Below are 26,340 nucleotides of genomic sequence, written 5' to 3'. Positions count from 1 at the left end.
TCAGAACTTGAAACTATAATCAATATTGAAACGTGTTTCGTTAGCTGAGTGAAAAGTCATATTCATCGGCATATCGTTACGATAGTGAGAGAAACGTGCACGCATTCCCAAACCCTGTAATTTTCCTTCGGGGATTTTATACCCAAGATCGAACTCAATTGATTCCTCTTTAAAACGTTGATCTCCATATTGGAGCAAATCAATATCTTGCCCTTTCGCATATCGGGTCATAAAGCGAAGTCCATTTAAGGGCAGATCACCTAACTGTGCATTTTTAAAGTCATACTCATAACGAACTGAATAGACTTTTTCATCCTTGTTGGAATAATCCGAACTCATAAAATCAAGCACAGCAGGACTTTCGGTTCCCGACAAAAATGGCAATCCGGTCGAACCAAACGACTGCATATATCCCAAAGAAATCGTATGATTGTGATAATTCAAACCAAATAAACCACTCATATGACGGTTATCAACCTCTCCGATTTGTTTGCTTCCAGTTTCAGTACTATTAAAAAAACGTACATCACTTAGAAAATTAAGTTGTTCGTTTAAAGCCTGTTTTCCGTTAAATCCTAAAAACTGTTGTTGGTAAATATCTTTAAGTTCAGCATGATAAGCTCGCAAACGGTAATCTTTTAATTGGTAACTGCCCCCAAAACTATAGAAGTGCTCAGTCGTTGCGGCTCTATCAAAACGGTGGTTAATATTATCTGCACCAACATCGGTATAGCGAATCGAATCGCGTTGACGAACTTCATCGACATAAAATCCTTCTAACTGAAAATTGGGAATTTCATTGGAAACAAAGCGAATGCCGCGATAAGTCTGTGGAAACAAACGCGCCGGAGATGAAAATATAGTCGGCAATTGCGGCACCAGATCTCCTACGAAAAGTTCATTTTTTCTAAATTTAGCTTTACCTGTTAGCCCGATTTTTCCATAGTAATCATCGCGCGAATTATCGGCATTTATTTGCAATAAACCACTACGGGCATAATCATCTGCCCGACTTCCCATTAGGTTAAAACCAGCCATAGCCAATACATCGACACCGAATCCAAGTGGACCTTCGGTATAACCCGACTGTCCTTTAAAAATTAAACCCTGCGCCCAATCTCGCGCAGCAGTAGAAGGATATGGGTCTTTTTTATAATCTCGATCAAAGTAAAAATTTCTAAGTGTCAGTTCTGCGCTACTGTCCAAAATCAGCTCAGCATGCGCCAAATGACTAAATAACGGGTACAAGCAGATCCCCACCCATACAGATGTCCTTTTCATTTATTATCTCAACTATTTAATTTTAAGCAGATTTAAGAGGTCACTTCTGAAGAAAATTCTTGTACTTGGTTTTTTCGATAAAAAGCTTTTGCTAACGCTAAAATCAGGAAAATAGCAAAAATAAACACGACCCCGTAGTACGCATAAAGTGTGGCTGGTGCTAAACCTTTATCCAAGAAAACACCTGCAACGGTTGGCGATAAAATAGCGCCAATACGCCCAAAACCAATCGCATAACCCACGCCACGACTACGGATATCAGCCGCATAGATTGTAGGTGAAATCGAATATAAACCTGCTACACAGCCATTAATAAGTGTCCCTAAAAGTAATCCAACAATTAGAGCCACACTTACTTGTGCCGAAACAGCAACAAATAAAAATACACAAATTGAGGTTAATCCTAAAAATAGGCTTAATGCGTAGAAGATTTTGATACGAGACGCAAGTAAACCAATAATTGCGGCCCCAAAAATCCCACCAATACTGATTAATATACCGATAGTCACACCTTGATCAGCCGACATGCCCATCGAAATTAAAATCTTTGGTGTCCAACTCATCACAAAATAAAAACCGAACATTACTAAAAAGAAAGCAAACCAAAGACAAAGCGTTTGAAATCCAAGATGACCACCAAACAACTTCGCAAAATCGCCCCGATTATCTTCATCAGTTTTTGGATAAAATGGTAAAACTGAAAGTGGATTAGCTCCCATACGTAGCATGGTGCTGTTAACTTGTTTTAATGCCTGTTTTGGTCTTTTTGCTAATAGATAATCTAAAGATTCTGGTAATAACCAAATACTCACAAACAGCATCATGATCGTTGCAATACCACCCGCCAAGAAAATTGAACGCCAACCTAAATGCTCAATCAGTGCAAGCGATAACACACCACCCAATGTTGCACCAATACCATAACCAGTGGACATCAAACTCACCGCAAGACTTCGCCATCGACCGTTCGCATATTCACTCGCCAAAACATTACTACTTGCAAGAATACCGCCGACTCCGATCCCTGTGATAAAGCGGAGGAACGCCAACATACTATGACTATTGACCAAAGCACACGCTGACATACTTAAGCCCGCAATCACAAGGCAAACCAAGATCAATAAACGGCGACCAATTTTATCAGCGAATGGAGCCAAAAAAATCGAACCAGCAGCCATACCAAATAGTCCTGCACTCAATAGCAACCCTATTTGTGCCCCAGAGAGTGACCATTCCACAGATACTGAAGGTGCAGTAAAGGCCATGACCATGACATCAAAGCCATCGATAATGTTTAGACAAATACAAATTAAAATCACGAACCACTGATAGCGGCTCATCTTATTTTGATTTATTTCACTGAGAACATCTCTGCTCATGTGTATATCTCCAAGATTGGACAAAATACACATATATCAAAGCAAAAAGCGTGCGATGGCTAATCATGCATATCCCTATCCAAAATGATTTATAAAAATTGTTTGATTTCACAAAACGTATGCTATCGATACGGTTGTTAAGCATCCTGCTACTTTTATATTGAATAAATGGATCCAAAAAATCAATATGTTTTTCAAATCAATTTAAAATTTAAAATTATACTCTTGTATTTTATCGTTTTTAAGCCTAAACAATATAATCAATAAACATTTATTAAATTATTAAAATTAAATATGGATCCAATTGGAAAAATAAATTATGCTTTTAGTGAGCTTACTTTTTAAACAAAAAATACCCCTTGAGTGCACGATGCACCACCCAAACCAAAGGATTGCGATATGAAGCTAAAAAAAATAGCCCAGTTCACACTTGGACTCACTTTTCTAGGAAGCCCCCTCCCCATAACTCATGCCAAGACAGCCCAAACGCCTAATATCATGATTATTTTGGCAGACGATTTGGGCTTTTCAGACATAGGGGTTTACGGTAGTGAAATTAAGACACCAAACATTGATCGCTTATTAAAGCAAGGAAAAATGCTTTTCAATTTCCATGCGTCATCAATGTGCTCACCAACCAGAGCACAACTCATGACAGGAGCTGACAATCATCTCGTGGGTTTAGGCGCGATGTATGAAACATCCAAACGCCAAGCGACTCTAGTAGGTGAGGATAGCCCTCGCGCACTACTAAAAATTGATGGTTATTCTGGTCATTTAACCCCAAATGCCTACACCCTCGCCGAAATTCTTAAGCGCAAAGATTATTACACCTTCATGGTTGGTAAATGGCATTTAGGTCACGCACCAGAACACAATCCTCATACACGTGGTTTTGATCAATCCTTTGTCCTACTGGATGGCTTCGACTTACACTTCAAAGACCAACCCAAAAACTATCCACGGAAGGTCCAATATACCGAGAATGGTCAAAAAACCGAGTTGCCCGATGGCTATTTCTCCACCGATTACTTTACTCAAAAAGCTTTTGAATATCTTGATAAGAATAAACAAGCCAAACCTTTCTTTGCTTATCTTGCCTATACCGCACCCCACTGGCCAATTCAGGCACCAGATGCTTATTTAAATCTTTATAAGGGAAAATATGATCAAGGCTATGACGCGATCAGAAAACAGCGCTTTGAAAAGCAGAAAAAATTAGGATTGATTCCAGCTAACGCCAAACTCCCAACACAACAAGGGAATCAGGCACTCAATACCAAAAGCTGGTCAGAGCTATCTCCAGAAGAACGTAAATATGAAGCTCGGAAAATGGAAGTGTATGCAGGCATGATCACCCAATTGGACGATCGTATTGGAGATATTATCCAATATCTAAAAAAACATAATCAATATGAAAATACACTCATCATTTTCATGTCAGATAATGGCGCCGAAGGGGGAAATCATAACTTCCCAATGGGTGAAGCAGACAACAGCTATGAAAATATTGGTAAAGCCACCTCCTATGTATATATGGGACCACGTTGGTCAGAAGTGAGTAGCACACCCTTCACCTATTGGAAATCTGCCGCCTCAGAAGGTGGTGTGCGAGTCCCTTTTATCATCAAATATCCGCAACACCTCTCCAAAGATCGAGGAATCAACAATCATTTTGCGACTGTACGCGATGTCTTCCCAACCGTGATGGAACTAGCAAATATTCAATCTGATCAACTTTACCCAACATCAAGCAAAAAAACTCAACCCTCTGGTTTTAGCCTAATTCCTGCATTAAAAAGCAATCATGCACGTATTCGCCCCATAAATTACTACGACTTCAAAGAGCTACACGGTAGTCGTTATGCAAAAAATGATGAATGGAAAATTGTAGAAAACTCACCATCAAAATTCAACAGTCAAGGTTGGGAACTTTATAATTTAAAAAGAGATTTCAATGAACAGCATAATGTTTCTACTCAACACCCAGATATCGTAAAAATCTTAAATGATAAGTACTTAAAATATGCCGATGAAAATGGTGTTGTCGATTTCGAACAATACATCAAGAAATAGGAGTTAGCTGATGAAAATGATCATCATGCTCTTACCACTCCTCTTCATATCTGGATGTCAAAAACATACACCCAATGAGCAGATGGCTTTAAACCTAGGCGACATATCAAAATGTTCAGATTATTCTGGCCTACCTCCCGATTGGCCAGAAAACAACACTGCAGGTAAGATTCAACTCCCTGCTGGCCAAATTCAGCTTGGTTCAACACAAGGTTATGACGATGAAAAACCTTTCAAACAAGAACCCAGCTCAGTCAAATCATTTTGGATTGACGCAACCGAAGTAACCAACGCTCAATTTGCTGAGTTTATCCAGCAAACTGGCTATATCACAGATGCTGAAAAACAAGGCGGTGCCGCTGTTTTTGTTCAACCGACTCCCCCCGTAGAGGAAATGCAATGGTGGACTTTTAAACAAGGAGCTAATTGGAAGCAGCCCTGGGGTACAAATAGCAATAGATCTCCACTTCCAAGTGAGCCTGTACGCCTAATCACATGGAATGACGCCCATGCCTATGCACATTGGTTAGGACATGACCTACCAACAGAACTCGAATGGGAATATGCCGCCAAAGGATTTCAACAACAGCCAGATATTGGCCCAACCCATCAAGGACACATTATTGCAAATTACTGGCAAGGTGAATTCCCCTATCAAAACACCCAACAAGATGGCTTTGATGACGTGGCGCCCGTAGGTTGTTTCAAGTCAAATCCCTTTGGGCTATACGACATGATTGGAAATGTTTGGGAGTGGACTCAAACGCCTTATACAGGACCAAGAGACCACCATATGGGAAATCCAGCAATTTACAGAAATGACCCAAACAGTATCCTTCAATACACCATTAAAGGAGGTTCATACCTGTGTGCAAGTAATTATTGCGCACGTTATCGCGCTGCTGCGAGACACCCACAAGAGCTTGATTTAGCAACGAGTCACGTTGGATTTAGAACCGTAAAAAGGAATTAACATGAAAGATTTTTTAACGTATGGGATGTTTGTCTCAGGGATTACTATTGCCTGCTGTTCTGCATATGCAACCGAAACTTTTAATTTTCAAAATGAGCTTAGCTTTAAAACCTTTAGCTTTGAGCGCGACTACAAAGATGATCGTAGTGCGAATTCAAACAGCTTGAGCCAAGGCTTGCTCTATCGTGGCGACTGGTCGGTAAAATTAAATGATGTCCAACTTCACCTTATGCCCAGCTTACAATATGCCTATCGGCTCAGTTCCGATCAGCACTCAAATGACTTCACCCTACCATTTGACCCTGACACAAAACAACAAGCCCAGCACTACAGTAAATACGGTTTAGGCGCAGCAGTTGAGTACCAAGACTTTCGTATCAATATCGGTGAAATCACTCCAAACACCCCACTGACACCACAAGTAGACACCCATCAATTAAGGGTTAATTACAAAGGCGCTGAATTTAAATATCATCATCAACAACAGAATTTCACGCTCGGATTTATCAACCGATATTCTCCTCGAAATGAAGAGGACTATAGAAAACTGGCTATCTCCAAACAAGAATCTGATGGTTTATATTTTTTCGAATGGAATGGAAAAAAACCACAGTACACATGGAAATTCTACAATGGTTATTTAACCGATATCATCAATCAGAGTTACTTCGCCTTTGACTATCAATGGTCAAATCAACACAGTACAAAATTCCGCATGCTTCAACACACAGATATTGGGAATGCAAAATTAGGTGAATACAACAATACATCCTTAGGCGCAATGCACTTTATACAGCATGGTAACTTTAGCACCGGATTCGGCTATCAAGAGAATTTTGGTAGAGATGGGATACCCAAACTCGATGGATCACCGATTCCACACATGATGAACTGGACATTAGGGGCATTTACTAAAGCCAATGAAAAATCCTATCACTTCGTGACTAGCTATGATTTTAAAGACCACATAAAAGGACTAAAGATCACCTACAAATACATATACGGCGATTCATTTCAAACGCAAAATAAAGATGATTTTGAACAAGAAAGCGACCTACTCATCCAATATGATTTAAATCACGTCGTCAAAAATTTGAAACTTCTCTTCTTAAACATCAACTACGATACAAAATATGGAAAAAGCCTAGATGAGCAAAGAATGATGCTTCACTATACATTAAAATTTTAAAAAACCCTAAATATGGATCCAATAAATACTTCCCTTTAAATCACCCCACAAAACAAACCAAGCTAAAAATACCAAAATCAATCAATTTAAGCACAAAATAACGTTTAAAGTTGCATTCAACCCAACTGAACGGGTTGACCAACTTTATCATTTATTATAAATTGGATCCAATAAGTGATAAGGAGACGTCACACATGTTTATTAAAAATGCTTGGTATGTGGCATGCCGCCCAGAAGAAATTCAAGATAAACCACTTGGTCGTACAATTTGTGGCGAGAAGATTGTTTTTTATCGTGCAAAAGAAAACCAAGTAGCAGCCGTTGAAGATTTTTGCCCGCATCGCGGTGCCCCCCTATCCCTAGGCTATGTGGAAAATGGAAATCTGGTCTGTGGCTACCACGGTTTAGTCATGGGGTGTGATGGAAAAACTGTTTCTATGCCAGCCCAGCGCACCCACGGTTTTCCTTGCAATAAAGCGTATGCGGCGATTGAAAAGTTCGGGTTTATTTGGGTTTGGCCAGGTGAACAAGCGTTGGCCGATGAATCAAAACTTCCAACGCTAGAATGGGCCGAACATCCTGAATGGAGCTATGGTGGCGGCTTATTTCATATCCAATGTGATTATCGCTTAATGGTGGATAATCTCATGGATCTGACACATGAGACCTATGTTCACTCAAGCAGTATTGGTCAAAAAGAAATTGATGAAGCACTACCTGTGACAAAAGTGGACGGTGATCACGTCATTACTGAACGTTATATGGAAAATGTTATTGCACCACCATTTTGGCAAATGGCACTTCGTGGCAACAATTTAGCCGATGATGTGCCTGTAGATCGTTGGCAGCGCTGCCATTTCTACGCGCCAAGCAACGTACATATTGAAGTGGGTGTCGCACATGCGGGATGTGGTGGATATGATGCACCGAAAGATAAAAAAGTATCTTCAATCGTCGTAGATTTCATTACACCTGAAACCGAAACTTCGCACTGGTATTTCTGGGGAATGGCACGCAATTTCCAACCAGACAATGTCGAACTCACCGATGAAATTCGTGAGGGCCAAGGCAAGATCTTCACTGAAGATTTAGAAATGCTGGAACAGCAACAACAAAATATTTTAAACAATCCGCACCGAAAATTACTAATGCTTAACATTGATGCAGGTGGCGTACAGTCACGCAGAGTTATTGATCGTCTGCTTTCTGAAGAAAACAAAACGACTCCCGATATACCTAAGCAGAAGTTTCCAAATATTCGTGTGATTTAAAGGAAGATGAACATGGACGTGATTATTCAGAAAATTCATCAACTCACCCCCTCGATTCGTGCATTTGAACTCGTTTCAGCGAATGGCTCAAAGCTTCCCGCTTTTGAAGCAGGCGCACACATTGATGTACATCTTAAAAATGGTTTAACCCGACAATATTCACTTTCGAATTGTTGCAGTGAGCGACATCGCTATGTCATTGGTGTTTTACATGATACTCATTCGCGCGGTGGGTCACGTTGTATTCATCATGAATACCATGAAGGCGACCATTTACAGATTGGGGAACCACGTAATTTGTTTGAGATCCAATCCAAAACCAAACAAGCCATTTTATTTGCAGGTGGTATCGGAATCACCCCCATTTTATCGATGGCATATCGACTTAAATCAGCACGAATCCCGTTTGAGTTACATTACTTTGTTCGCAGCCATGACATGATTGCTTTCTATGGTAATTTAACCGAGCATTTTAGCGATCAAGTCCATTTTCATATTCAAGATCAACCAGGTACTGGTTGTGATATGTCACATGCACTGGAGCAAAGTTCTCCTGATAAACATTTATATGTCTGTGGCCCTACAGGTTTTATGGAATTTGTTATTAGCTCAGCTTTACAAGCCGGCTGGTTGGCAGAACAATTACATCAGGAACATTTTGTTGCTCAAATCGCGGATACTTCCACGAATGAAACCTTCACCATTGAGGTTAAGGGCACAAATCGTCAAATCGAAGTGTTAGCTCATCAAACCGCAACCCAAGCCTTAATTGAACATGGTTTTGATGTGCCGATTTCCTGCGAACAAGGTATCTGTGGAACATGTATCACTCGTGTGGTTGATGGCATTCCAGACCATCGTGATATCTTCATGACGGATGAAGAGCATGCACTTAATAACCAATTTACCCCTTGCTGTTCTCGAGCAAAATCAGGAAAACTAGTGATTGAACTTTAATGTATTGAGTTCCTTTTAAAAATGGTTAAAAGGAACTCTTTAATCTTGTTCACTTAGAATATTTTTTAAAGTTTCACCCAAAATCACCACACTACTGTGCTCACGCATTAATGTTTCTGCACGCCCAGCTTGACGGTGGAGCAAAGCATCATAAATGGAACAATGCTGTAAATGCGCATAATGCAGTCGACGGTACTCCGACAAAGCTTGGGTCTGATCATAAGTAATTGCTTGTGCCGAAGCCATAGGCAACTGATTATTTTTGGCTAAGGCTTGTAGCAAGGCTACATTTTGCGCTCCTTGAATAATCGTATCGTGAAAAATTACATTAAAGTGGTGATAGCGCTCTAATTCAGCATCACCAAATTCAGTATGCTCATTAAAAAGCTGTTCTATTTCCTGAATGCATTCTTGCAAGGTGAGTTTTTGCTGATCAGTTAATCCTTGCTCTGCTAATGTTTTTGCCGCCAATCCTTCCAGTACACCACGCACCTCAAGCGCATCGTGAATAAGCTTCTCAGAAATCTCTCTCACGGTATAACCCCGTGTTGGATTTTTAATCAGCAAACCCTCTTGTTCAAGCAGACGAAATGCCATTCTGATGGGTTGTCGAGAAACCCCAAGCAAGTCAGCTGTTGGAATCTCTGCAAGTCTAGTACCGCCTTCAAAATCTCCTGCAATAATCATTTTTCTGAGTTTAATTAAAACTTGTTGTCCTGAAGACATGCTGTTCCACACACTATCGCAAATTATCTTTGATCTTCGATGCTAGCAAGTTCACTAATAAAATGAAAATAATATTTTCCTTAGAGGCGCAATTAAACACATCAAATAAACAATCCCATGCCCCAATAAAGCATGGGATTTAAGCTGTAGTTAATTAATGAATTTTACCTTCAACAAGCTGCTGATTAAGTAGCGTTTTAGCTTGTAATTTCAGTTGATCTGCTTGAACCGATTTGCCAGCTACTGATGCCGCCTCATCATTAAAATAGCTAAAATGCGACTTCTCATCTTTCTTGGCAAATTTTAAAGCAACTACTTTATTTTGATTAAATGCCTGATCCCATGCAGCTCTTACCGCACTCCAATAAGCTGCATTTTCTTTCCAATAATCATAAGCAGGTTTGAAATCAAAATTACCCACTTTATTGTATTGATTCACCCCCAACTCACGCGCAAGCGCAGTCTTGGTCTTGGTATCAAATTTAATATTATCTTGCTCATGCACCCAGCCCGTTGCAGTTAAGGCATGGCGATTAATACCAATAATCACATCGTAATCATTCCGAATGGTATGCTCACGACGTGGCAATGGTCGATAAGTTTCATTCGAGACCCATTCAACCGCTCCATTATTTTGCGTCCACTGCCCTAGACCTGCATATCGAGGAGAGTCGTCCACTTGCCAAACAGTTTGTAACCACTTGCCTTTAGTTTCTTGTTTCTTTAATGGAATACTTTGCCATTTGTAATCGCCAATATAACTCCACATGTGTTTAGGTTCATATTCCCAGTCCTGACGCCAATGCTTAACAACATGCCCACTTGCAACCAAAATATGCTGTAAAGAAACTTTGTTGGCTGTATTTTCAAGCACAATTACAGTTTCATAGCCACTTGATAAGTCATCATCTTTGATCGAATAACCATCTTTCAATGCATACAGCTCTTCAAAACGAAAATCAACTCGATACTCACCCGCCATTTTCAATATTGCTTGACGAGCTTGTTCTTGGGTTAAGTTTTGATGTAAAGATGAGTACTGTAATGCCTCAGCTAATTTAGCTGGTTGCTGTTGAGCATTTGCATTTACTCCCCCCAGAGCCAATACTGCGACTAAAACATAAGACAAATTAAGTTGCATAAAAACGTCCAATCCTATTTAAGATACTGATTTAAATCAACAAAAATAAAACACTCATGTAAGTGTTTGTGTCTTTTTGAAATAAATATTTAAGGTATTGTAAATTATTACGATAATCATTACCATTTACATTATGAAATAATTTTCATTAGTGATCATATTGTGACTATTCAATCTCCCCCATGCTTATCTAAACCATGCTTTTTATTTACGTCTTTACTTGCCGTGGGCTTAGTTTCTACCCATACACAAGCGGATCAAAATTCACTTCATGCCACTCAACAGTCAACACCACATGTATTGGATACGATTGTTGTTACTGGTACACGCTCAGAAAAACGCTTATTGGATAGCCCGATTCGGACAGAGATCATCAATCAAGATGAATTAAAACGCACCAACGCCACCACCCTAAAAGATGCTTTGAAAAATATTCCTGGAATTTTATTACGAGAAATTCATGGTAAATCAGGTTATGAAATTTCATTGCAAGGTCTAAGTAGCGATCAAGTCCTCGTACTCATTGATGGGCTACCTTTAGCGGCAAGCACAGGTTCAACCGTTGATTTAAGTCAATATCTAATTGGCGGTATTGATCATATTGAGGTGATTAAAGGAGCCGCATCAGCACAATACGGCTCATCAGCGATGGGCGGTGTGATTAACATCATCACAAACAAAGTCCAAGAAGGTATATCTGTTTCAGGACAAGTCGATATCGGTTCTTATGGCAAACAAAATGCCAATGGAAAATCAGCCTCAATCAACAACCATCATCAAAAAATCAGTATTGAAGCAGCCAATGCCACACTGAAAGGTCGGTTGCTAGCAGATCAACTCAGCAGCGATGGCTTTGCAGTTAAACCGAGTGATTATCCATTGCAAGGTGATGAACAAAAACGTCAACAATACACGCTTTATGGCGCTTGGCAGCCAAATGATCAGTTCATGTTATGGAGCGATTTCAATCAATATAAAGAAAAAGATCATCAAAAAGATTTACTCTTTGTCTCTCCTTTCAACTTAAAACAATACAAAGTTGAAGACATTGAACGTCAACGCATCAGTGCAGGTTCACAACTGCAACTCTTAGATTTAGGCAAAATTGATTTAAAGGCTGTCCATGAAACCTATGATACAACTTCAGTTCAAACTGTAGATGGTTTTCTATCCGCACTGCGTAACTCAAAACAAGAAAATAACCATTTCAGTTCACAATTTTCATTCCCGACTTGGCATAAGCAAAATTGGCAATTCGGATATGATTGGCACGAAGAAAAACTAGAACAAAGCAATAACGGTAAGTTTGAAATGCAAGGCGGTAAAGTACAACGCGATCGCCATGAGTTTTATCTACAAAATGATCTCAATCTACTCAAAAATCTAGATGCAGTGTTAGGCTGGCGCTTTCAAAATGATGATGATTTTGGCAACCACAATGCCTTTAAACTCAGCACAAAATATCGCGCTTATGACCACAACAATCTTTTGGCTGATCTGCGTTTTAGCTACGGTCAAGGCTATCGCGTACCCAATTTAAAAGAGCGTTTTTATTCTTTTGATCACAGCCACTTAGGTTATGTCGTCATTGGCAATCCCAACTTAAAGCCAGAGTCATCTGATAGTTACCAACTCGGACTTAGCCTTGTTCAAAATGAAGTATGGAATGCTGACATCAATCTGTTTTGGAATGATGTTAAAGACCTCATCCAAACAGACTATGACAATGCAAGCAGCAACAACGGCATTACCCAATACAGTTATAGCAATGTCGCAAAAGCTCAAACCAAAGGCATTGAAAGCTCAGCACAATGGAAAATAACCCCATCTTGGTCACTAAACGGCGCTTATACCTACACCGAAGCAAAAGATAAAACCCTAGGTACTTTCTTAACCCGCCGACCAAAGCATATCGCACGTCTAGGTAGCGATTTTGCACTCAATGATCAGCTTGATTTGACCATACGCGCCCGTTATCAAAGTGAAGAATACACCGATAACAGCAACAAACTTCGTTCTCCAGATTGGTTCAGCATCGACACTCAAGTTGATTATCAAATCAACCCGATGATCAGCACCTTTGTCGGCATCGACAACATTTTTGATGAACAACGTGATTTCTCTGCCCCTGTCGATTATCGACCACTTGCTGGTCGCTATAGCTACATGGGTGTGCGCTTTCACTGGAATAATTTTTAAAGGATCAATAGAGTATGTCTAATCTAAGCACACATTTCTGCAAGCTTTTTGCATTAAGTACCTTAAGCGCTTTACTGGTTGCATGCGGTGGGGGTGGCGGAAGCAGTAGTAATAACAACGCATCAAATAATGGTTCCAGCAATACCGACCAATTTAAAATCAAATCAGCGCAATGGACGATTACACCCAGTGCAAATTCTTCCTATTGCTATGACATTGACACGCAAGCAGAAGTTTCATGTACAGCATCGGATTGGGATTTGCAATTTGCAATGGGTACACGTACGCCAATGTTATTTACCAACAGTGGAGTGAGTGGATCTGGTAATGGTGGTGCACTCTATTCACCCTTCTCTGCAACATGGCAACAACTCTCAAAAGAGCTGGATGCAACCCAAGGTGGAAGTTTACCAAGTCAAGCATGGAACACAGATGCCTACAGCAATGCATTTATGGCAACGACAAATGGTTATAACAGTTTCTTAGAATATAACTTATTTGGTGATCATCGCATGTCACCAAATTTTAAAACCTTTTTGGTGACCACCAATACTGCCTCAACTAATGTGATTGGTAGTGCAGATCAACCTGTATTTGCAGTACAAATATACAACTATTACCAAGGAACTACGTCAGGATATGTTTCGATCCGTTATATCGACACTCGGTATCCGAATGATGTCAAAACCTTAACCGTTGATGCCACTAAAGGCTGGAACTATGTTGACCTTGTCAGCGGCACCACAACCAAAGATACTCAAGCAAAATGGCAACTCGCATTTAATCGTTACTATGTGCAAGTGAATCAAAATATTGGTAGTGCAGTGGCATCCCAACCTGAAGGATTCTACTCTGCTGAAGGTAAAGCCATTTTAGATAAATTCAAAGATACCAATGCCTATGCGAGCACTGAAGCAGACCTCAAAGCAGCTATTTCAGCAAAAATAACGCGTTGGGGGTCTAATACCATTAGCTCTATCCTGAATCCAGCACCTCAAGAAACTTCTTCACAAAAACTATCGTATGGCTGGTATAACTACTATCCAACGCTGGCGGCTGCTCAAGCAGATGGACTACAAGCGATGCATACCATTAAAGCAGACCCTACTGGAGCAAGCATGATCCGTAGTAACAAAGGTAATAGCTATGCACGTATGCATCTCACCGATATTCGTTATGCAGATCCAATGAACAATAAGAGTGCGACCACATGGACCTTTGAGTTTGATATTCAACCAGCAAAATAAACCATAAAAAAACGGAGCAAATGCTCCGTTTTTCTTTAGATTTAATACAGTAATGGTATCGCTTTACGCAATCTTAAAGCCAATTCTCTTAAAGCATAGTTGGCGAACACCACCAATATAAAGCCCATCAGGAAAGCGCCCATGATATCAAATGGGAAATGTACGCCGACATAAATTCGAGATAATCCAACCACGAGACTCAAAACTAAGCCGATACCGCCAATCAGCTTAAATCCAGCCATCAAATACGAACATGCAATGATCACCATCGTCAAGGTATGCTGACTCGGAAAGGATGAACTCGCACCATGACCGATCAATTTATGTCCCACCCCAAATTGAAATGGGCGTGGATGATGATAGAAAGCATCCACTAAATCACACAATAACAATGATATAAGAACGATGAACAATGTTTTTGCAAACACTACATTGTAGATTTTCCACTGCACAACCAATAAAAACACAAGAAAACTGATAAAGACTGTGTTTAAATCATCAGCCAAGAATATCGCTATTTTGTCTAAAATCGGATATTTCAAAGCAAAAGAATTTATACAATGAAATAAATGAAGGTTTAAATTTTCAAAAATCATCTCAAGTCTATTTTTGATCAATGAATGAGTTCCAATCATTGTACAACAGCCAAATGAAAGAATGATGAATTCGGTTCTCCAAACCTAAACAATTGAGATGAAATATTTAGAATATTTAAACAATCGAGATAATGAAGTATAAAAGGAGCAATAATGAATTCCCCACACTCACTCGAATCTAGTCAATCCGCCGATAAATATATGCAATCTGTTTTTACTCGACAATGCGCTGCTTTCAATGCTCAACCCTATCCTGACCTAGACACACGACGCAGTAAATTATTTAATCTTAAAAAACAGATCATTCGTTACCAAGATGCGATCGCAACAGCAATCAATACTGACTTTAGTTCACGCTCACTCGATGAATCCAAACTACTCGATTTATTGGGTTCAGTATTAGAAGCTGAACATGCGATTCGTCACTTACGGAAATGGATGCGACCAAGCAAACGTAGTACTGAATTACTTTTCCTATCCAATCGATTACGTGTGCAATACCAACCCAAAGGGGTTGTTGGCGTTGTCGTGCCGTGGAATTTCCCCGTTTATTTGGCGCTCGGTCCTCTCGTTGCAGCGATTGCAGCAGGCAATCGCGTCATGATCAAACTTCCTGAGATTACCCCAGCCACCAACGCCATGCTCAAAAGAATGTTGGCTGAAGTTTTTAGTGAAGATGAAGTCTGTGTGTTTGGTGAGGAAATCACTGATCCATCACTCTTCACATCGCTACCGTTTAACCACATCGTCTTTACTGGCTCACCTGCGATTGGACGTGTGGTGATGCGCGCAGCCGCAGAAAACTTAACGCCTGTAACACTTGAATTAGGTGGTAAGTCCCCTGCACTGATTAGCCGAAATTATCCATTAGCCGATGCAACAAAACGTATTTTGCATGGCAAAGCCACCAATTGTGGTCAGATCTGCGTTTCCCCTGACTATGCCCTAGTGCCTAAAGAAAAAATTGAGCAGTTCGTGCAGGAATGTAAAACTAATTTCACGGCGATGTATGGCAACAATATTCACAATAATGACAATTACACTTCTATTGTAAATGACCGCCATTTAAAGCGTATTAAAGAAATATTAGCAGACGCAAAAACCAAAGGTGCTCAAATCATTGTTTGTGGTGATTACGATCATGAACAAGATGCGCGTCGTATGCCAGTGCATATCGTACTAAACTGCACAGCAGAAATGCGTATTTTAAAAGAAGAGTTGTTTGGACCTGTGCTACCTGTTGTTGCTTACGACACCTTAGATGAAGCGATTGATTATATTAAAGTGGGCGATCGACCTTTAGCCTTATATTGTTTTACTCATGATGCCACAGAACGTGATCACATTTTAAAACAAACTCACTCGGGCGGTGTCACCATCAATGACTGGGGTTGGCATGTTGTCAACCATGATGCACCATTCGGTGGGATCGGCAACTCAGGTATGGGTACATATCATGGTGTAGAAGGTTTCCGAGAACTTTCACATGCAAAAACAGTCTTTATTCGACATCGATTCTTCCCAACCCAATTATTTTATCCACCTTATGGTACATGGGTACAAAAACTCGCTTTGCATTTCTTTTTGAAAAAAGGCGATCCAAATATTAAATAACCTTCAATAATAAAAAAGCCTCATTCAGAGGCTTTATTATTATGTGTATGAACAATGGATTACTTCACAACACCATCTTGTTGATATCGAGGAGATCGTGGTCCATAGAGTAAGCCCAAACCCGGATTATGCTGCGTCGGTGTAAATAATTGCGTATTCACAATCGTTGCTAAAGGATAAGCACGATCATTTAAACTACCCGCAATTTGTTCAACCAATGCCCCAACAAGTGCAGTGAGTAAATCATTGTTGCCATTATTACTGGATTGAACCGCCTTTTTCTCACCTGTCCAAAGCGTCTCATTGGTTTTTAAATCAACCAGCTTTGCCTCTACACTCACCGTCGCAACACTTTGGACGACTTGATATTTAGAGCCATATTCTTTAATTCGAATATAAAGTGCAGCATCAGCACCAAAAATTTCGTGTAATTTCTGAGTCGGAATGCTTTGAGCATCATGGCCATTGGTCACGCCATTCTCTTTAAACATCGAATCAACCACAGAAATTGGAAAGACGTAATAACCTGCTTCAGCAACAGGTGTGATCACAGTTGGCCAATAGCTATAGGTTGCCTTCACATCTGGGGAATCATTGACAGGTGGTAACACCAAAATTGATTTTGGCATATGCTGCTTATACACAGTCATATCTTTATTCACCACAGGTGAGGATGCACAGCCCGTAAACACCAAACCTGTGAGCAAAACACTCGCAACTAAAAACGTCTTGATCATGGCTATGTCGATCCTACATTGGCATTCATTTTCTGCAACAAACGATCCATCAACACTGTTGATTCTGGATAAACTTGTCGTTCCAATTGAAAATATTCAACTGCTTTTTGCGCATTGTTCTGTTGTAAAAACAACAACCCTAAATGCGCATAGAGTCCCGGTGGAACAGCCAAATTTTTCGCTTTTGCTTTTTCTATTTCCGCTTCTAACTTGATGATTTGTGCATTGGGTGTGGCTTTTTCTGGCGCGTTATACATCAAATAAGTCTGTTGCGTATAAGACCCCCAACTGTATAAAGGTTGAGGTCCAGCAGCACAGCCAACCAATCCAACACTCATCAGACTGGTGAAAAGAATTTTTTTCATTTTTACAGCGACCCTGTCTTATTGTGCAGTCCAACGGTTATTCTGAATATCGGTAACCAAATTGTTGACTGCTTCACGTACCGCTAAATCAAGTACCTTACCATTCAAGGTTGAGTCATAAGAAGCTGTAGAACCAAAACCAAGTACTTCGCGCGCGCCCAATGCATATTCGCCCGCACCCTGCACTGAATGCACGATCTCTGATGTTTTCACATCCACAATATTCAAGTTCACTTTGGCATAAGCAATTTGTTGTTTACCTCGTCCCAAAATCCCAAATAATTGCTGATCACCAACTTCTTTGCGGCCGAACTCAGATACATCACCTGTGAGCACATAACGCGCGCCTTTGATCGCTTGAGTGGTATTGCTATAGCCTACTTCTTGCTTGAGTTCAGACAAGTTATCGCGGTTTAAAACCGAGAAATAACCAGTTTGCTGTAGGTGAGTTTCTAAAATGGTTTTCGCCTGTCCACCAAGACGATCGACATTGTCCGAGAATATTCCTCTCATATAACTTGAACGATTATCAAACTTACCAATCGAAACAGGTACTTTCGCTCCGTTATATTTAATTTGTTGTACCGCTGCCCTCACTTGTGGGCTTTGAATTGATTTTGATGTTTCTGTGGTTGAACAGGCCATTAAGCCTAAAGAACTAAATGCCGTAATCGCTAATAATTTTTTCATTGTTGCTCAATCAAAATAAAGATAAAAAAACCATAAAATTATAGCTTAAAAACGTTTAACTACCTAACAATTTACAATTCAAGCATCCCTTTAAATCAGAACAAATCATTTTATAATCCAATCAATTAGATCGATTTAATCGACACTATTCGCAAAATCGCAAACCAACTCCAGCAATCGTAAAAATATAATGTGGCGTTGCGGCAGAATCACCAATTTTAGTTCTAAGCTTTTTCAGTAAAATTCTGAGATAGTGAGTATCTTCTTCATGGGTGATGCCCCACAACTCATTCATAATTTGTTTTTGCGTCACTATTTTGCCTTGATGGCGGATCAACAATGCGAAAAGCTGAAATTCTTTTTTGGTTAAAACAATTTCCTCACCTGCAAGTTTCACGACATGCTCAGCGACATCGACAAATAATTGCCCATCATTAAAAATGATATTGTGTTCTGATTGCTGTGATTTATTACGAAACAATACACGGATTCGAGCGCATAACTCCTGAATACTAAATGGTTTGGTCACATAGTCATTGGCACCCGCATCCAGTAGCTTAATTTTTTGATTTTCATCGGGTCGTGCTGAAAGAACAATGACTGGAATATCGGACCATTGCCTCATTTCAGTTAAAACAGCTTGCCCTTCCATATCAGGCAGACCTAAATCCAAAATCAATAAATCTGCACCGCGAGTTGCTAATGTCTCCAACCCTTTCATACCAGTTTCAGCAAAATGCACTTGATAACCTTGAGCACGTAAGGCGATATCGAGAAATTTTCTGATTTGGGGTTCGTCATCGATAATAAGAACCGACGCTTGTTGATTAAATGTTTGTGGCATACAAATGATTTTAATCCTGATGTAACGGTAATCGTATTCGAATTAAGGTACCTTGACCATATGCTCCAGCATGGGCTGTAATGCTTCCCATATGTGCACCAATAATCGCTTTGACGATAGCAAGACCTAAACCTGTTCCAGTTTTACCACGATCACCACGTTGCATGGTATAGAACATATCAAAGATTTGCTCTCGCTCATCTTCAGGAATCCCAACACCTTGATCCACGATATCTATTTGAAGTTCAGTTTCATGCTGCTGGATCTTTACTTCAATTGGAATGTCATCGGGTGAGAACTTGGCAGCATTTTCCAAAACATTGAAAATCGCCTGTTCAATCAAAGCAGGATGCACATAGAGTTGCGGCAAATCTTGGTGAAAAGACACTTCAATATTGATATTCGGCTGATAACGTTTGAGTCGTTGGGTTGCAGAACCGATCAACTCATCCACCCCAATCCAAGCTCGACTGAGCGTCAAACCTTGATGACCCAATCGCGTCATATCGAGTAAGTTTTGAATATAACGATCTAAACGTTCCCCCTCGATATGAATCGTATCCAATAAATCGTGGCGGTCAGACACCGACATCTGCTCACTATAATATTTTAAACTGTCCGCAGAACCAATCATCGCAGCCAATGGTGAGCGTAAATCATGCGAAACAGATGACAATAAGGCTGAACGTAACTTTTCAGTTTCAGCCACGACCCGAGAGTTTTCCAACTGTAATGACAACTGTACCCGAGATACAGTTTGAGCAATATCATCGATCATCAACTCAGCCAAACGTTGTTGTTCAAAGCTGATGGTTTGGGGATGTTGGTTAAATTGAATCGCAATAACACCATATCCATCAACTAAATGAACTGGATTGAACCACCATTCCGACTGAGTCAATGTATTGGTAAAACGTCCGCAAGGTTTAGCATTTTTTTGCGTCCAGTCTGCTGCGATTTGATCTTTGTCATTCAACAAAGAAGCTGTATCGGCTAACTCTTGAGTCCCTATTCTCAACCAAACTGCTGCATTTAAAGCGCTTTCTAAATGTTGTTTCGCCACATTTAATACTTGCTCAATATCAACACAACTTGAGAGCTTCCTTTCCAGTTCTTGGAGTTGTAAGGAAACTGAATTTGCAGCACGCAAACTTAATACTTGAGCACGTAACTGATTTGCCAAACGTCCAACCAATAATGCCGTGACGATAAATGTCACAATCGTAATCACACCACGTTCGGCACTGACTCTAAACGTATAGCGAGGGTCAATAAAAAAGTAGTTATAAAGTAAAAAACAAATAAATACCGTCGCGAGGGTAATCACCATCCGCGCTCGCATAGCGACCAAAAGTACGGTAACAATAAAAATTAAAGCTAAATCACTATAACCAATAAATCGGTCACTCACGACCGCAGCAAAAAATCCAAGGAGAATGATAAAAATACTTTCAATCACTTCACGTTGATTAAAAGCGAAACCTTGCTCGAAAAATGATTTACTTGAAGCATCCCCTTGCTGTTGATGATCATTCTGCCTATCCTTCAACGGCTGAACAAAAGTGATCTCAAAAGGATGCTGTTTTTCTAAGAGTTGATCGGCAATATGATCTGAAAACAGTCGCTGCCACACTGATTTTTTGGGGCTTTTACCGAGTAAAATATTTGATGCGCCATAATCATAAGCCGCCTGTAAAATACTTGAGGCGATATGATTGCTATAGAGCAAATAAGTATCTGCACCTAACTTACGTGCCAAATTAAAAGCTTTAGTGACTGCAAAGGTTTGCGTGTCTTGATATCGACTCTTTTGAATCGACATCACGCTCCACGTTGCATTGCGTCTTTCTGCGATTCGATGTGCTCGTCTGACCAAATCCTCTGAAAACTCTGAGCCATCAATCGCCAGCATGACATGGTTTTGGATCGGAATAATTTGCCCTTGAGCAACGAACTTTTCTCGATAATCAATTTCCACTTGTCCAGCGACAGTTTGAATTGCTAAATCACGTAACGCAGTCAAATGTGCTGGCTTAAAAAAACCTTGCAAAGCATGCGGTGCAACATCTGCTCTATAAATTTTGCCGTGATTCATCCGTTCCAACAATTCTGGAACGGGCAAATCAACCAACCGAATATCTTTCAGACGTTTCAATAATGCATCGGGAACTGTTTCACTGACTCGAATCCCTGTGATTTGATAGACCACATCATTCAAACTTTCGAGATGCTGGATATTTAAAGTGCTATATACATCAATCCCAGCATCAAGTAATTCATTGACATCTTGCCAACGATATTCATGGCGACTATTGGGTACATTACGATGTGCCAATTCATCAACCAACACAATTTCAGGTTTTAAACTCAGTATGTGATCGAGATCCATCTCATCCAAAGTTCGATCCTGATATTCAACATTCTTCCTTGGTATAACATTGAGCCCCTGAATCAAGCGTTCCGTATCAGATCGACCATGTGTTTCCACCACGCCCACAACCACATGATGACCTTGTTGCATCAACTCATGTGCTCGGGTCAGCATGGCATAGGTTTTACCCACACCGGGCGCTGCACCCAAGAAAATGGTTAAACGTCCAGATTGTTCACGCTGACTATGTGCCAACCATGCATCAGCTTTATTGTTACGGTCGATCTGCATAACGTTCGCTCTATCAACGTGGTGTAGAAGATAATTGATCTAATGCCAAGTTTAGCTGAAGTACATTCACTCGTGCTTGCCCATATATCCCCCATTGAGCAGGTTGAATATGTTGTTTGACCAGATTAGTAACCTGTTGCTCAGCTAAATGGTGTTGTTCAGCCACACGTTTGACCTGTAATAACGCACTCTCTGGGGAGATATCAGGATCAATCCCACTTCCCGAAGCAGTGATCATCTCATTCGGTACTTGCTCTGCCGTCGTATGATTGTATTGCGCAAACTGGGCTGTTCTTTCTTTTATTTGCTGATGGAATTCAGGATTTGAAACAGCCAAATTACTTCCCCCAACCGCAAACGCATCATAGGCAATAGCGCTAGGGCGGGCGTGAAAATAGCGATCACTCACAAAGGACTGTCCAACCAAGCTTGACCCTACAATTTTACCATTCGTAGTAATTAAACTACCATTCGCCTGCGTTGGAAATATGAGCTGTGCAATCGAGACACTCGCACTGCAATACAGCACACCAGCAATCAGGAACCCAACCATAATCAAACCAAGGCTAGGACGGAGTAACGACTGAGACTCAATCATTGATGGAAGGTTTTCTAATGTATTCATTTCACACTCCTAAATCCACAACGAAACAACAAGATCAATCAGCTTGATTGCAATGAATGGAAATACCACCCCACCGACACCATAAATCAGCATATTACGACGGAGTAATTGCAAAGCACTTGCTGGCTTGAATTGCACCCCTTTGAGTGCAAGTGGAATCAACATTGGAATAATAAGTGCATTAAAGATCAAAGCAGAAATAACGGCACTGCTTGGACTACTCAATTGTAAAATGTTGAGCACTTCAAGTTGAGGGATTGCCACGGCGAACAATGCAGGCAAGATAACGAAGTATTTAGATACATCGTTTGCCAAAGAGAATGTGGTTAACGCACCTCTTGTGATCAATTGTTGCTTACCAATTTCAACCACATCTAACAGTTTGGTCGGATCAGAATCCAAGTCCACCATATTGCCAGCTTCTTTAGCGGCTTGCGTACCTGAATTCATTGCTAAACCAATATCAGCTTGTGCCAAAGCAGGTGCATCATTGGTACCATCCCCCACCATGGCCACTAACTTACCAGCAGCTTGCTCTTTACGAATACAGTTCAGCTTATCTTCTGGTTTAGCTTCGGCAATATAGTCGTCAACCCCAGCTTCAGCAGCAATTGCGGCGGCAGTTAAAGGATTATCCCCGGTCACCATAATGGTTTTAATGCCCATCTCACGTAGCAAAGCAAAACGCTCTTTAATCCCAGGCTTGATCACATCAGACAACTCAATCACACCTAGGATCATTTCACGATCAATCACCACCAAAGGTGTTGCACCTTTACGAGCAACTGTTTCGACTACTTGCTTTAACTCAGCTTGAATCGTTTGATTTTGATAAGGTAATTGAATAATTGCATCATAAGATCCCTTACGAATCTGGCGATTTTCTGCCAAGTCCACACCTGAAATACGTGTCTGAGCACTAAAGGGAATAAACTGCATTTCAATCTCAGAAGAATGAACCTGCTCACCTTGTTCTTGAGCCAATTTAACAATCGACTTACCTTCAGGCGTCGGATCAGCTAAAGATGATAATACTGCTGCTTGACGTAAGTTTTGAATCGCAACACCCTTGAGTGGATAAAATGCGGTTGCTTGACGGTCGCCATAGGTAATCGTGCCAGTTTTATCTAACAGCAACACATCAATATCGCCTGCCACCTCAACTGCTTTTCCTGACTTTGCCAATACATTGGCTTTTAATGCGCGGTTCATCCCTGCAATCCCAATTGCAGGCAATAATCCACCAATCGTCGTTGGAATCAAACACACCAACAAAGCAATCAACAACACAAGACTAATCTTGATTCCCACCATTGAACCAATGAACGGTAGCGTTGCAACCACCACCACAAAAGTTATGGTCATAATGTTGAGTAAGATACTCAGTGCTATTTCATTCGGTGTTTTCTGACGATTGGCGCCTTCTACCAAAGCAATCATCCGATCTAGAAAGCTATGACCAGCTTCATTACTGACTCGAATAATAATTTGATCAGACAATACCTTCGTTCCTCCGATCACCCCTGAACGATCAGTATCAGCTTCACGAAGTACAGGCGCAGATTCACCAGTTACGGCTGATTCATTAATGGTGGCGAAACCTTGGATTATTTCTCCATCAGCAGGCACAATCTCACCAGCCTTGACCACGACTAAATCATCTTTCTTAAGTAAATTTGCAGATATGACATGTGGGGTCGCATTGAGGTCTGCGATTCGATTTGCAGTTAAATTCTCACGAGCTTGTCGCAATGAAGCGGCTTGCCCCCGTCCTTTGGCCTCTGCAACAGCTTCTGCATAATTGGCAAATAACACCGTCACCAATAAAATCAAAGTCAGCAATAGACCAAAGCCTAAACTGGTACTTCCCATTAAAGTTGCAATAACGGTTAAAACAGTCCCCACCCATACACACGCCATCACAGGGTTTTTAAATGCATGTTGCGGCAGCAGTTTATAAAAGGTTTGCTGAATAATTACTTTATTCAAAATATCCATTTGTGTCGCATTTGAATGATTCATTGAGCTTGCTCCACTAGATGTTTACAGATAAATAATCAGCAATTGGTCCAATCACCAACACTGGCATAAATTGCAATAACGTGAGGATCAATACAATTGCGATCAACGTCAGGGCAAATGTAGGCGACTCAATCTGTAAAGAACCTTTGCTTTCTCCAGCTTGCGGTTTGGTTGCCAAGCTTACGGCGATTAAAACAGGGATCATCAATACGCTATAGCGCCCTGCTAACAATGCGACACTCGCACTGAGATTCCACCACAAGCTGTCATCGCCCAATCCCTCGAAACCAGAACCATTGTTGGCATAAGCAGAGACATACTCATAAAACACTTGGCTGATTCCGTGGAATGCAGGGTTTGAATTGCCTTTCAGCGAAGGAAATGCGATTGCAATCGCAGTTAACCCAAGAATCACAACAGGCTGTAATAGGATCACAAATGCTAAAAGTTTAATTTCAGTGACTTCAATTTTTCGCCCAAATAACTCTGGCGAGCGCCCTGTCATTAAGCCTGCAATAAAAACGGCTAAGAACAGATAAATAAAGAACTGTAATAGACCACAACCGATCCCACCCCAAATCGCATTAATCAACATATTGCATAGCTCTAGCAAACCCGTCAGAGGGGAAGCAGAATCATGCATCATATTGACAGAGCCATTATTTACTTGTGTGGTCAAGCTGCCCCACAACGCGGATGCATCAGCGCCAAAACGGACTTCTTTCCCTTCCATCAATGCTGAGTTTGCAAGCAACGATGATTTTTCAGTCCACAATGTCAACGAGGCAGAAGCAACAGACATCAACAACATCGTTCCGAAAATCATCCACATCAATTTCCGACGTTGGACAAAGCGCCCGACCATAAACACCACCGATAATGGAATCAATAGGATTGCAATCATTGCAAGAACATTTGAAAGTGGGGTTGGGTTTTCTAAAGGCACACTGCTGTTTGGACCATACCAACCACCACCATTACTCCCTAATTGCTTAATCGCAACCATCGGTGCCACTGGGCCAAGAGGGATACGTTGAGTTTGAACTTCTGCTGATTGATCCAAAACTTGTACAGTCGGGCCAGCAGAAAGCGTTGCTGGAACGCCTTGAAAGGTGAGCAGTAAAGAGAAAATAAATGCTAAAGGAATAAAAAACCGAAATAATGGACGAATAATATCCATCCAAAAATTACCCAGATTAATATTCTTCCATGTCTTTTTCTCAGAGTTTTCTGTTTGACTCGGCTGTAAGAATAATGCTCTTAACATTGCCACTAATAATGCCAATCCCATTAAAGGTGACAAGTATTGCAGCCCCACGATCACTGTCATTTGTGATAAATAAGAAAGCTGTGCTTGTCCAGAATAATGCTGCTGATTGGTATTGGTCAGGAACGAAATCGCAGTATGTAACGCCAAATCCCAATTCATATTTGGAATATGATCAGGATTCAGTGGTAACCAAGCTTGTGTCATTAAAATAGTGACACTGGTCACCAACAATAAAATATTACTCAGAACAAAGGCTGCCAAATATTGGTGCCAATTCATTCCAACTTGTTTTACATTGAGAACAGTATAAATAGGCTGCTCTATCCATTTAAAAAATCGGTCGCTTCGCATCGGTTTTGCTTGCATCACATCGGCGAGATAGCGTCCTAAGGGATACGCTAGAAGCAATGCAAACATAAATACGGAAATAAATTCCCACATAGGTAATGCCATAAAAAATAGTTCGGCATAAGTAT

The 26,340-nt window shown here is 40.6% G+C and carries 21 protein-coding genes; 8 read left to right on the top strand and 13 right to left on the bottom strand.

All coding sequences use genetic code 11. The annotated features are described in order from the left end of the window. Together J2Y37_RS04205 and J2Y37_RS04200 are read right to left on the bottom strand one after the other, a co-directional pair. On the bottom strand, nt 1-1,281 hold the full coding sequence (locus J2Y37_RS04205; RefSeq protein ID WP_349031977.1) for an OprD family outer membrane porin: 1,281 nt from the start codon (nt 1,279-1,281) through the stop codon (nt 1-3). Between the two features lie 32 nt (nt 1,282-1,313). After that, a complete protein-coding gene (locus J2Y37_RS04200) occupies nt 1,314-2,660 on the bottom strand; it encodes an MFS transporter (RefSeq protein WP_349031976.1) in 1,347 nt (448 codons plus the stop codon). 399 nt (nt 2,661-3,059) lie between these two features. Between J2Y37_RS04200 and J2Y37_RS04195 the strand changes: the two genes are divergently transcribed. The 5 genes from J2Y37_RS04195 to J2Y37_RS04175 all read left to right on the top strand — a co-directional run bounded on the left by J2Y37_RS04195 (nt 3,060) and on the right by J2Y37_RS04175 (nt 9,126). Further along, nucleotides 3,060-4,736, top strand: a complete 1,677-nt coding sequence (locus tag J2Y37_RS04195) for an arylsulfatase (RefSeq protein WP_349031975.1) — start codon at nt 3,060-3,062, stop codon at nt 4,734-4,736. Between the two features lie 10 nt (nt 4,737-4,746). Further along, on the top strand, nt 4,747-5,709 hold the full coding sequence (locus tag J2Y37_RS04190) for a formylglycine-generating enzyme family protein (protein ID WP_349031974.1): 963 nt from the start codon (nt 4,747-4,749) through the stop codon (nt 5,707-5,709). Nucleotide 5,710: 1 nt separating this feature from the next. Then, nucleotides 5,711-6,898, top strand: coding sequence for an OprD family outer membrane porin (locus tag J2Y37_RS04185; protein WP_349031973.1), 1,188 nt, complete (start codon nt 5,711-5,713; stop codon nt 6,896-6,898). A 194-nt stretch (nt 6,899-7,092) separates the two neighbouring features. Then, nucleotides 7,093-8,169: an aromatic ring-hydroxylating dioxygenase subunit alpha gene (locus J2Y37_RS04180; RefSeq protein ID WP_349031972.1), complete on the top strand. Its 1,077-nt coding sequence runs from the start codon at nt 7,093-7,095 to the stop codon at nt 8,167-8,169. Nucleotides 8,170-8,181: 12 nt separating this feature from the next. Beyond that, a complete protein-coding gene (locus tag J2Y37_RS04175; protein WP_349031971.1) occupies nt 8,182-9,126 on the top strand; it encodes a PDR/VanB family oxidoreductase in 945 nt (314 codons plus the stop codon). A gap of 39 nt (nt 9,127-9,165) precedes the next feature. On the opposite strand, the gene J2Y37_RS04170 is transcribed toward J2Y37_RS04175, so the two are convergent. Continuing rightward, nucleotides 9,166-9,852 carry a GntR family transcriptional regulator gene (locus J2Y37_RS04170; RefSeq protein ID WP_349031970.1) on the bottom strand — a complete coding sequence of 229 codons (687 nt, stop codon included), beginning with the start codon at nt 9,850-9,852 and terminating at the stop codon, nt 9,166-9,168. Between the two features lie 154 nt (nt 9,853-10,006). Next, the gene (locus tag J2Y37_RS04165) at nt 10,007-10,993 is read right to left on the bottom strand and encodes a DUF6607 family protein (protein ID WP_004669326.1); all 987 of its coding nucleotides are present in this window, start codon (nt 10,991-10,993) and stop codon (nt 10,007-10,009) included. A 162-nt stretch (nt 10,994-11,155) separates the two neighbouring features. Here J2Y37_RS04165 and J2Y37_RS04160 point away from each other — a divergent pair, with 162 nt between their 5' ends. Together J2Y37_RS04160 and J2Y37_RS04155 are read left to right on the top strand one after the other, a co-directional pair. Then, the gene (locus J2Y37_RS04160) at nt 11,156-13,192 is read left to right on the top strand and encodes a TonB-dependent receptor (RefSeq protein ID WP_349031969.1); all 2,037 of its coding nucleotides are present in this window, start codon (nt 11,156-11,158) and stop codon (nt 13,190-13,192) included. Between the two features lie 14 nt (nt 13,193-13,206). Next, nucleotides 13,207-14,439 carry an HmuY family protein gene (locus tag J2Y37_RS04155; RefSeq protein ID WP_349031968.1) on the top strand — a complete coding sequence of 411 codons (1,233 nt, stop codon included), beginning with the start codon at nt 13,207-13,209 and terminating at the stop codon, nt 14,437-14,439. Nucleotides 14,440-14,480: 41 nt separating this feature from the next. On the opposite strand, the gene J2Y37_RS04150 is transcribed toward J2Y37_RS04155, so the two are convergent. Then, entirely contained in the window at nt 14,481-14,945 is a 465-nt protein-coding gene (locus J2Y37_RS04150; protein WP_349031967.1) for a phosphatase PAP2 family protein, read from the bottom strand. Nucleotides 14,946-15,188: 243 nt separating this feature from the next. On the opposite strand from J2Y37_RS04150, the gene J2Y37_RS04145 reads away from it, so the two are divergent. After that, on the top strand, nt 15,189-16,649 hold the full coding sequence (locus J2Y37_RS04145; protein WP_349031966.1) for a coniferyl aldehyde dehydrogenase: 1,461 nt from the start codon (nt 15,189-15,191) through the stop codon (nt 16,647-16,649). 59 nt (nt 16,650-16,708) lie between these two features. Here J2Y37_RS04145 and J2Y37_RS04140 read toward each other — a convergent pair whose 3' ends face one another. From J2Y37_RS04140 to kdpA, 8 genes are all read right to left on the bottom strand, one after another. After that, entirely contained in the window at nt 16,709-17,386 is a 678-nt protein-coding gene (locus J2Y37_RS04140) for a GNA1162 family protein (protein ID WP_349031965.1), read from the bottom strand. A gap of 2 nt (nt 17,387-17,388) precedes the next feature. Continuing rightward, nucleotides 17,389-17,751 carry a DUF4810 domain-containing protein gene (locus J2Y37_RS04135; RefSeq protein WP_349031964.1) on the bottom strand — a complete coding sequence of 121 codons (363 nt, stop codon included), beginning with the start codon at nt 17,749-17,751 and terminating at the stop codon, nt 17,389-17,391. Nucleotides 17,752-17,769: 18 nt separating this feature from the next. Continuing rightward, nucleotides 17,770-18,441: a CsgG/HfaB family protein gene (locus tag J2Y37_RS04130; protein WP_349031963.1), complete on the bottom strand. Its 672-nt coding sequence runs from the start codon at nt 18,439-18,441 to the stop codon at nt 17,770-17,772. Between the two features lie 145 nt (nt 18,442-18,586). Beyond that, nucleotides 18,587-19,285: a response regulator gene (locus J2Y37_RS04125; RefSeq protein WP_349031962.1), complete on the bottom strand. Its 699-nt coding sequence runs from the start codon at nt 19,283-19,285 to the stop codon at nt 18,587-18,589. 10 nt (nt 19,286-19,295) lie between these two features. Then, nucleotides 19,296-21,947 carry a sensor histidine kinase KdpD gene (locus J2Y37_RS04120; protein ID WP_349031961.1) on the bottom strand — a complete coding sequence of 884 codons (2,652 nt, stop codon included), beginning with the start codon at nt 21,945-21,947 and terminating at the stop codon, nt 19,296-19,298. Between the two features lie 13 nt (nt 21,948-21,960). Beyond that, on the bottom strand, nt 21,961-22,572 hold the full coding sequence (gene kdpC, locus J2Y37_RS04115; protein ID WP_349031960.1) for a potassium-transporting ATPase subunit KdpC: 612 nt from the start codon (nt 22,570-22,572) through the stop codon (nt 21,961-21,963). Nucleotides 22,573-22,581: 9 nt separating this feature from the next. Next, complete coding sequence (gene kdpB / locus J2Y37_RS04110) at nt 22,582-24,594, bottom strand: potassium-transporting ATPase subunit KdpB (RefSeq protein ID WP_349031959.1); 2,013 nt, start codon at nt 24,592-24,594, stop codon at nt 22,582-22,584. A 13-nt stretch (nt 24,595-24,607) separates the two neighbouring features. Beyond that, nucleotides 24,608-26,305, bottom strand: a complete 1,698-nt coding sequence (gene kdpA, locus J2Y37_RS04105) for a potassium-transporting ATPase subunit KdpA (protein WP_349031958.1) — start codon at nt 26,303-26,305, stop codon at nt 24,608-24,610. Between the last annotated feature and the right edge of the window lie 35 nt (nt 26,306-26,340).

It is taken from the genome of Acinetobacter sp. 3657, assembly GCF_031456775.1.
Classification (GTDB): Bacteria; Pseudomonadota; Gammaproteobacteria; order Pseudomonadales; family Moraxellaceae; genus Acinetobacter.
This window is presented reverse-complemented; position numbering and strand designations above follow the sequence as displayed.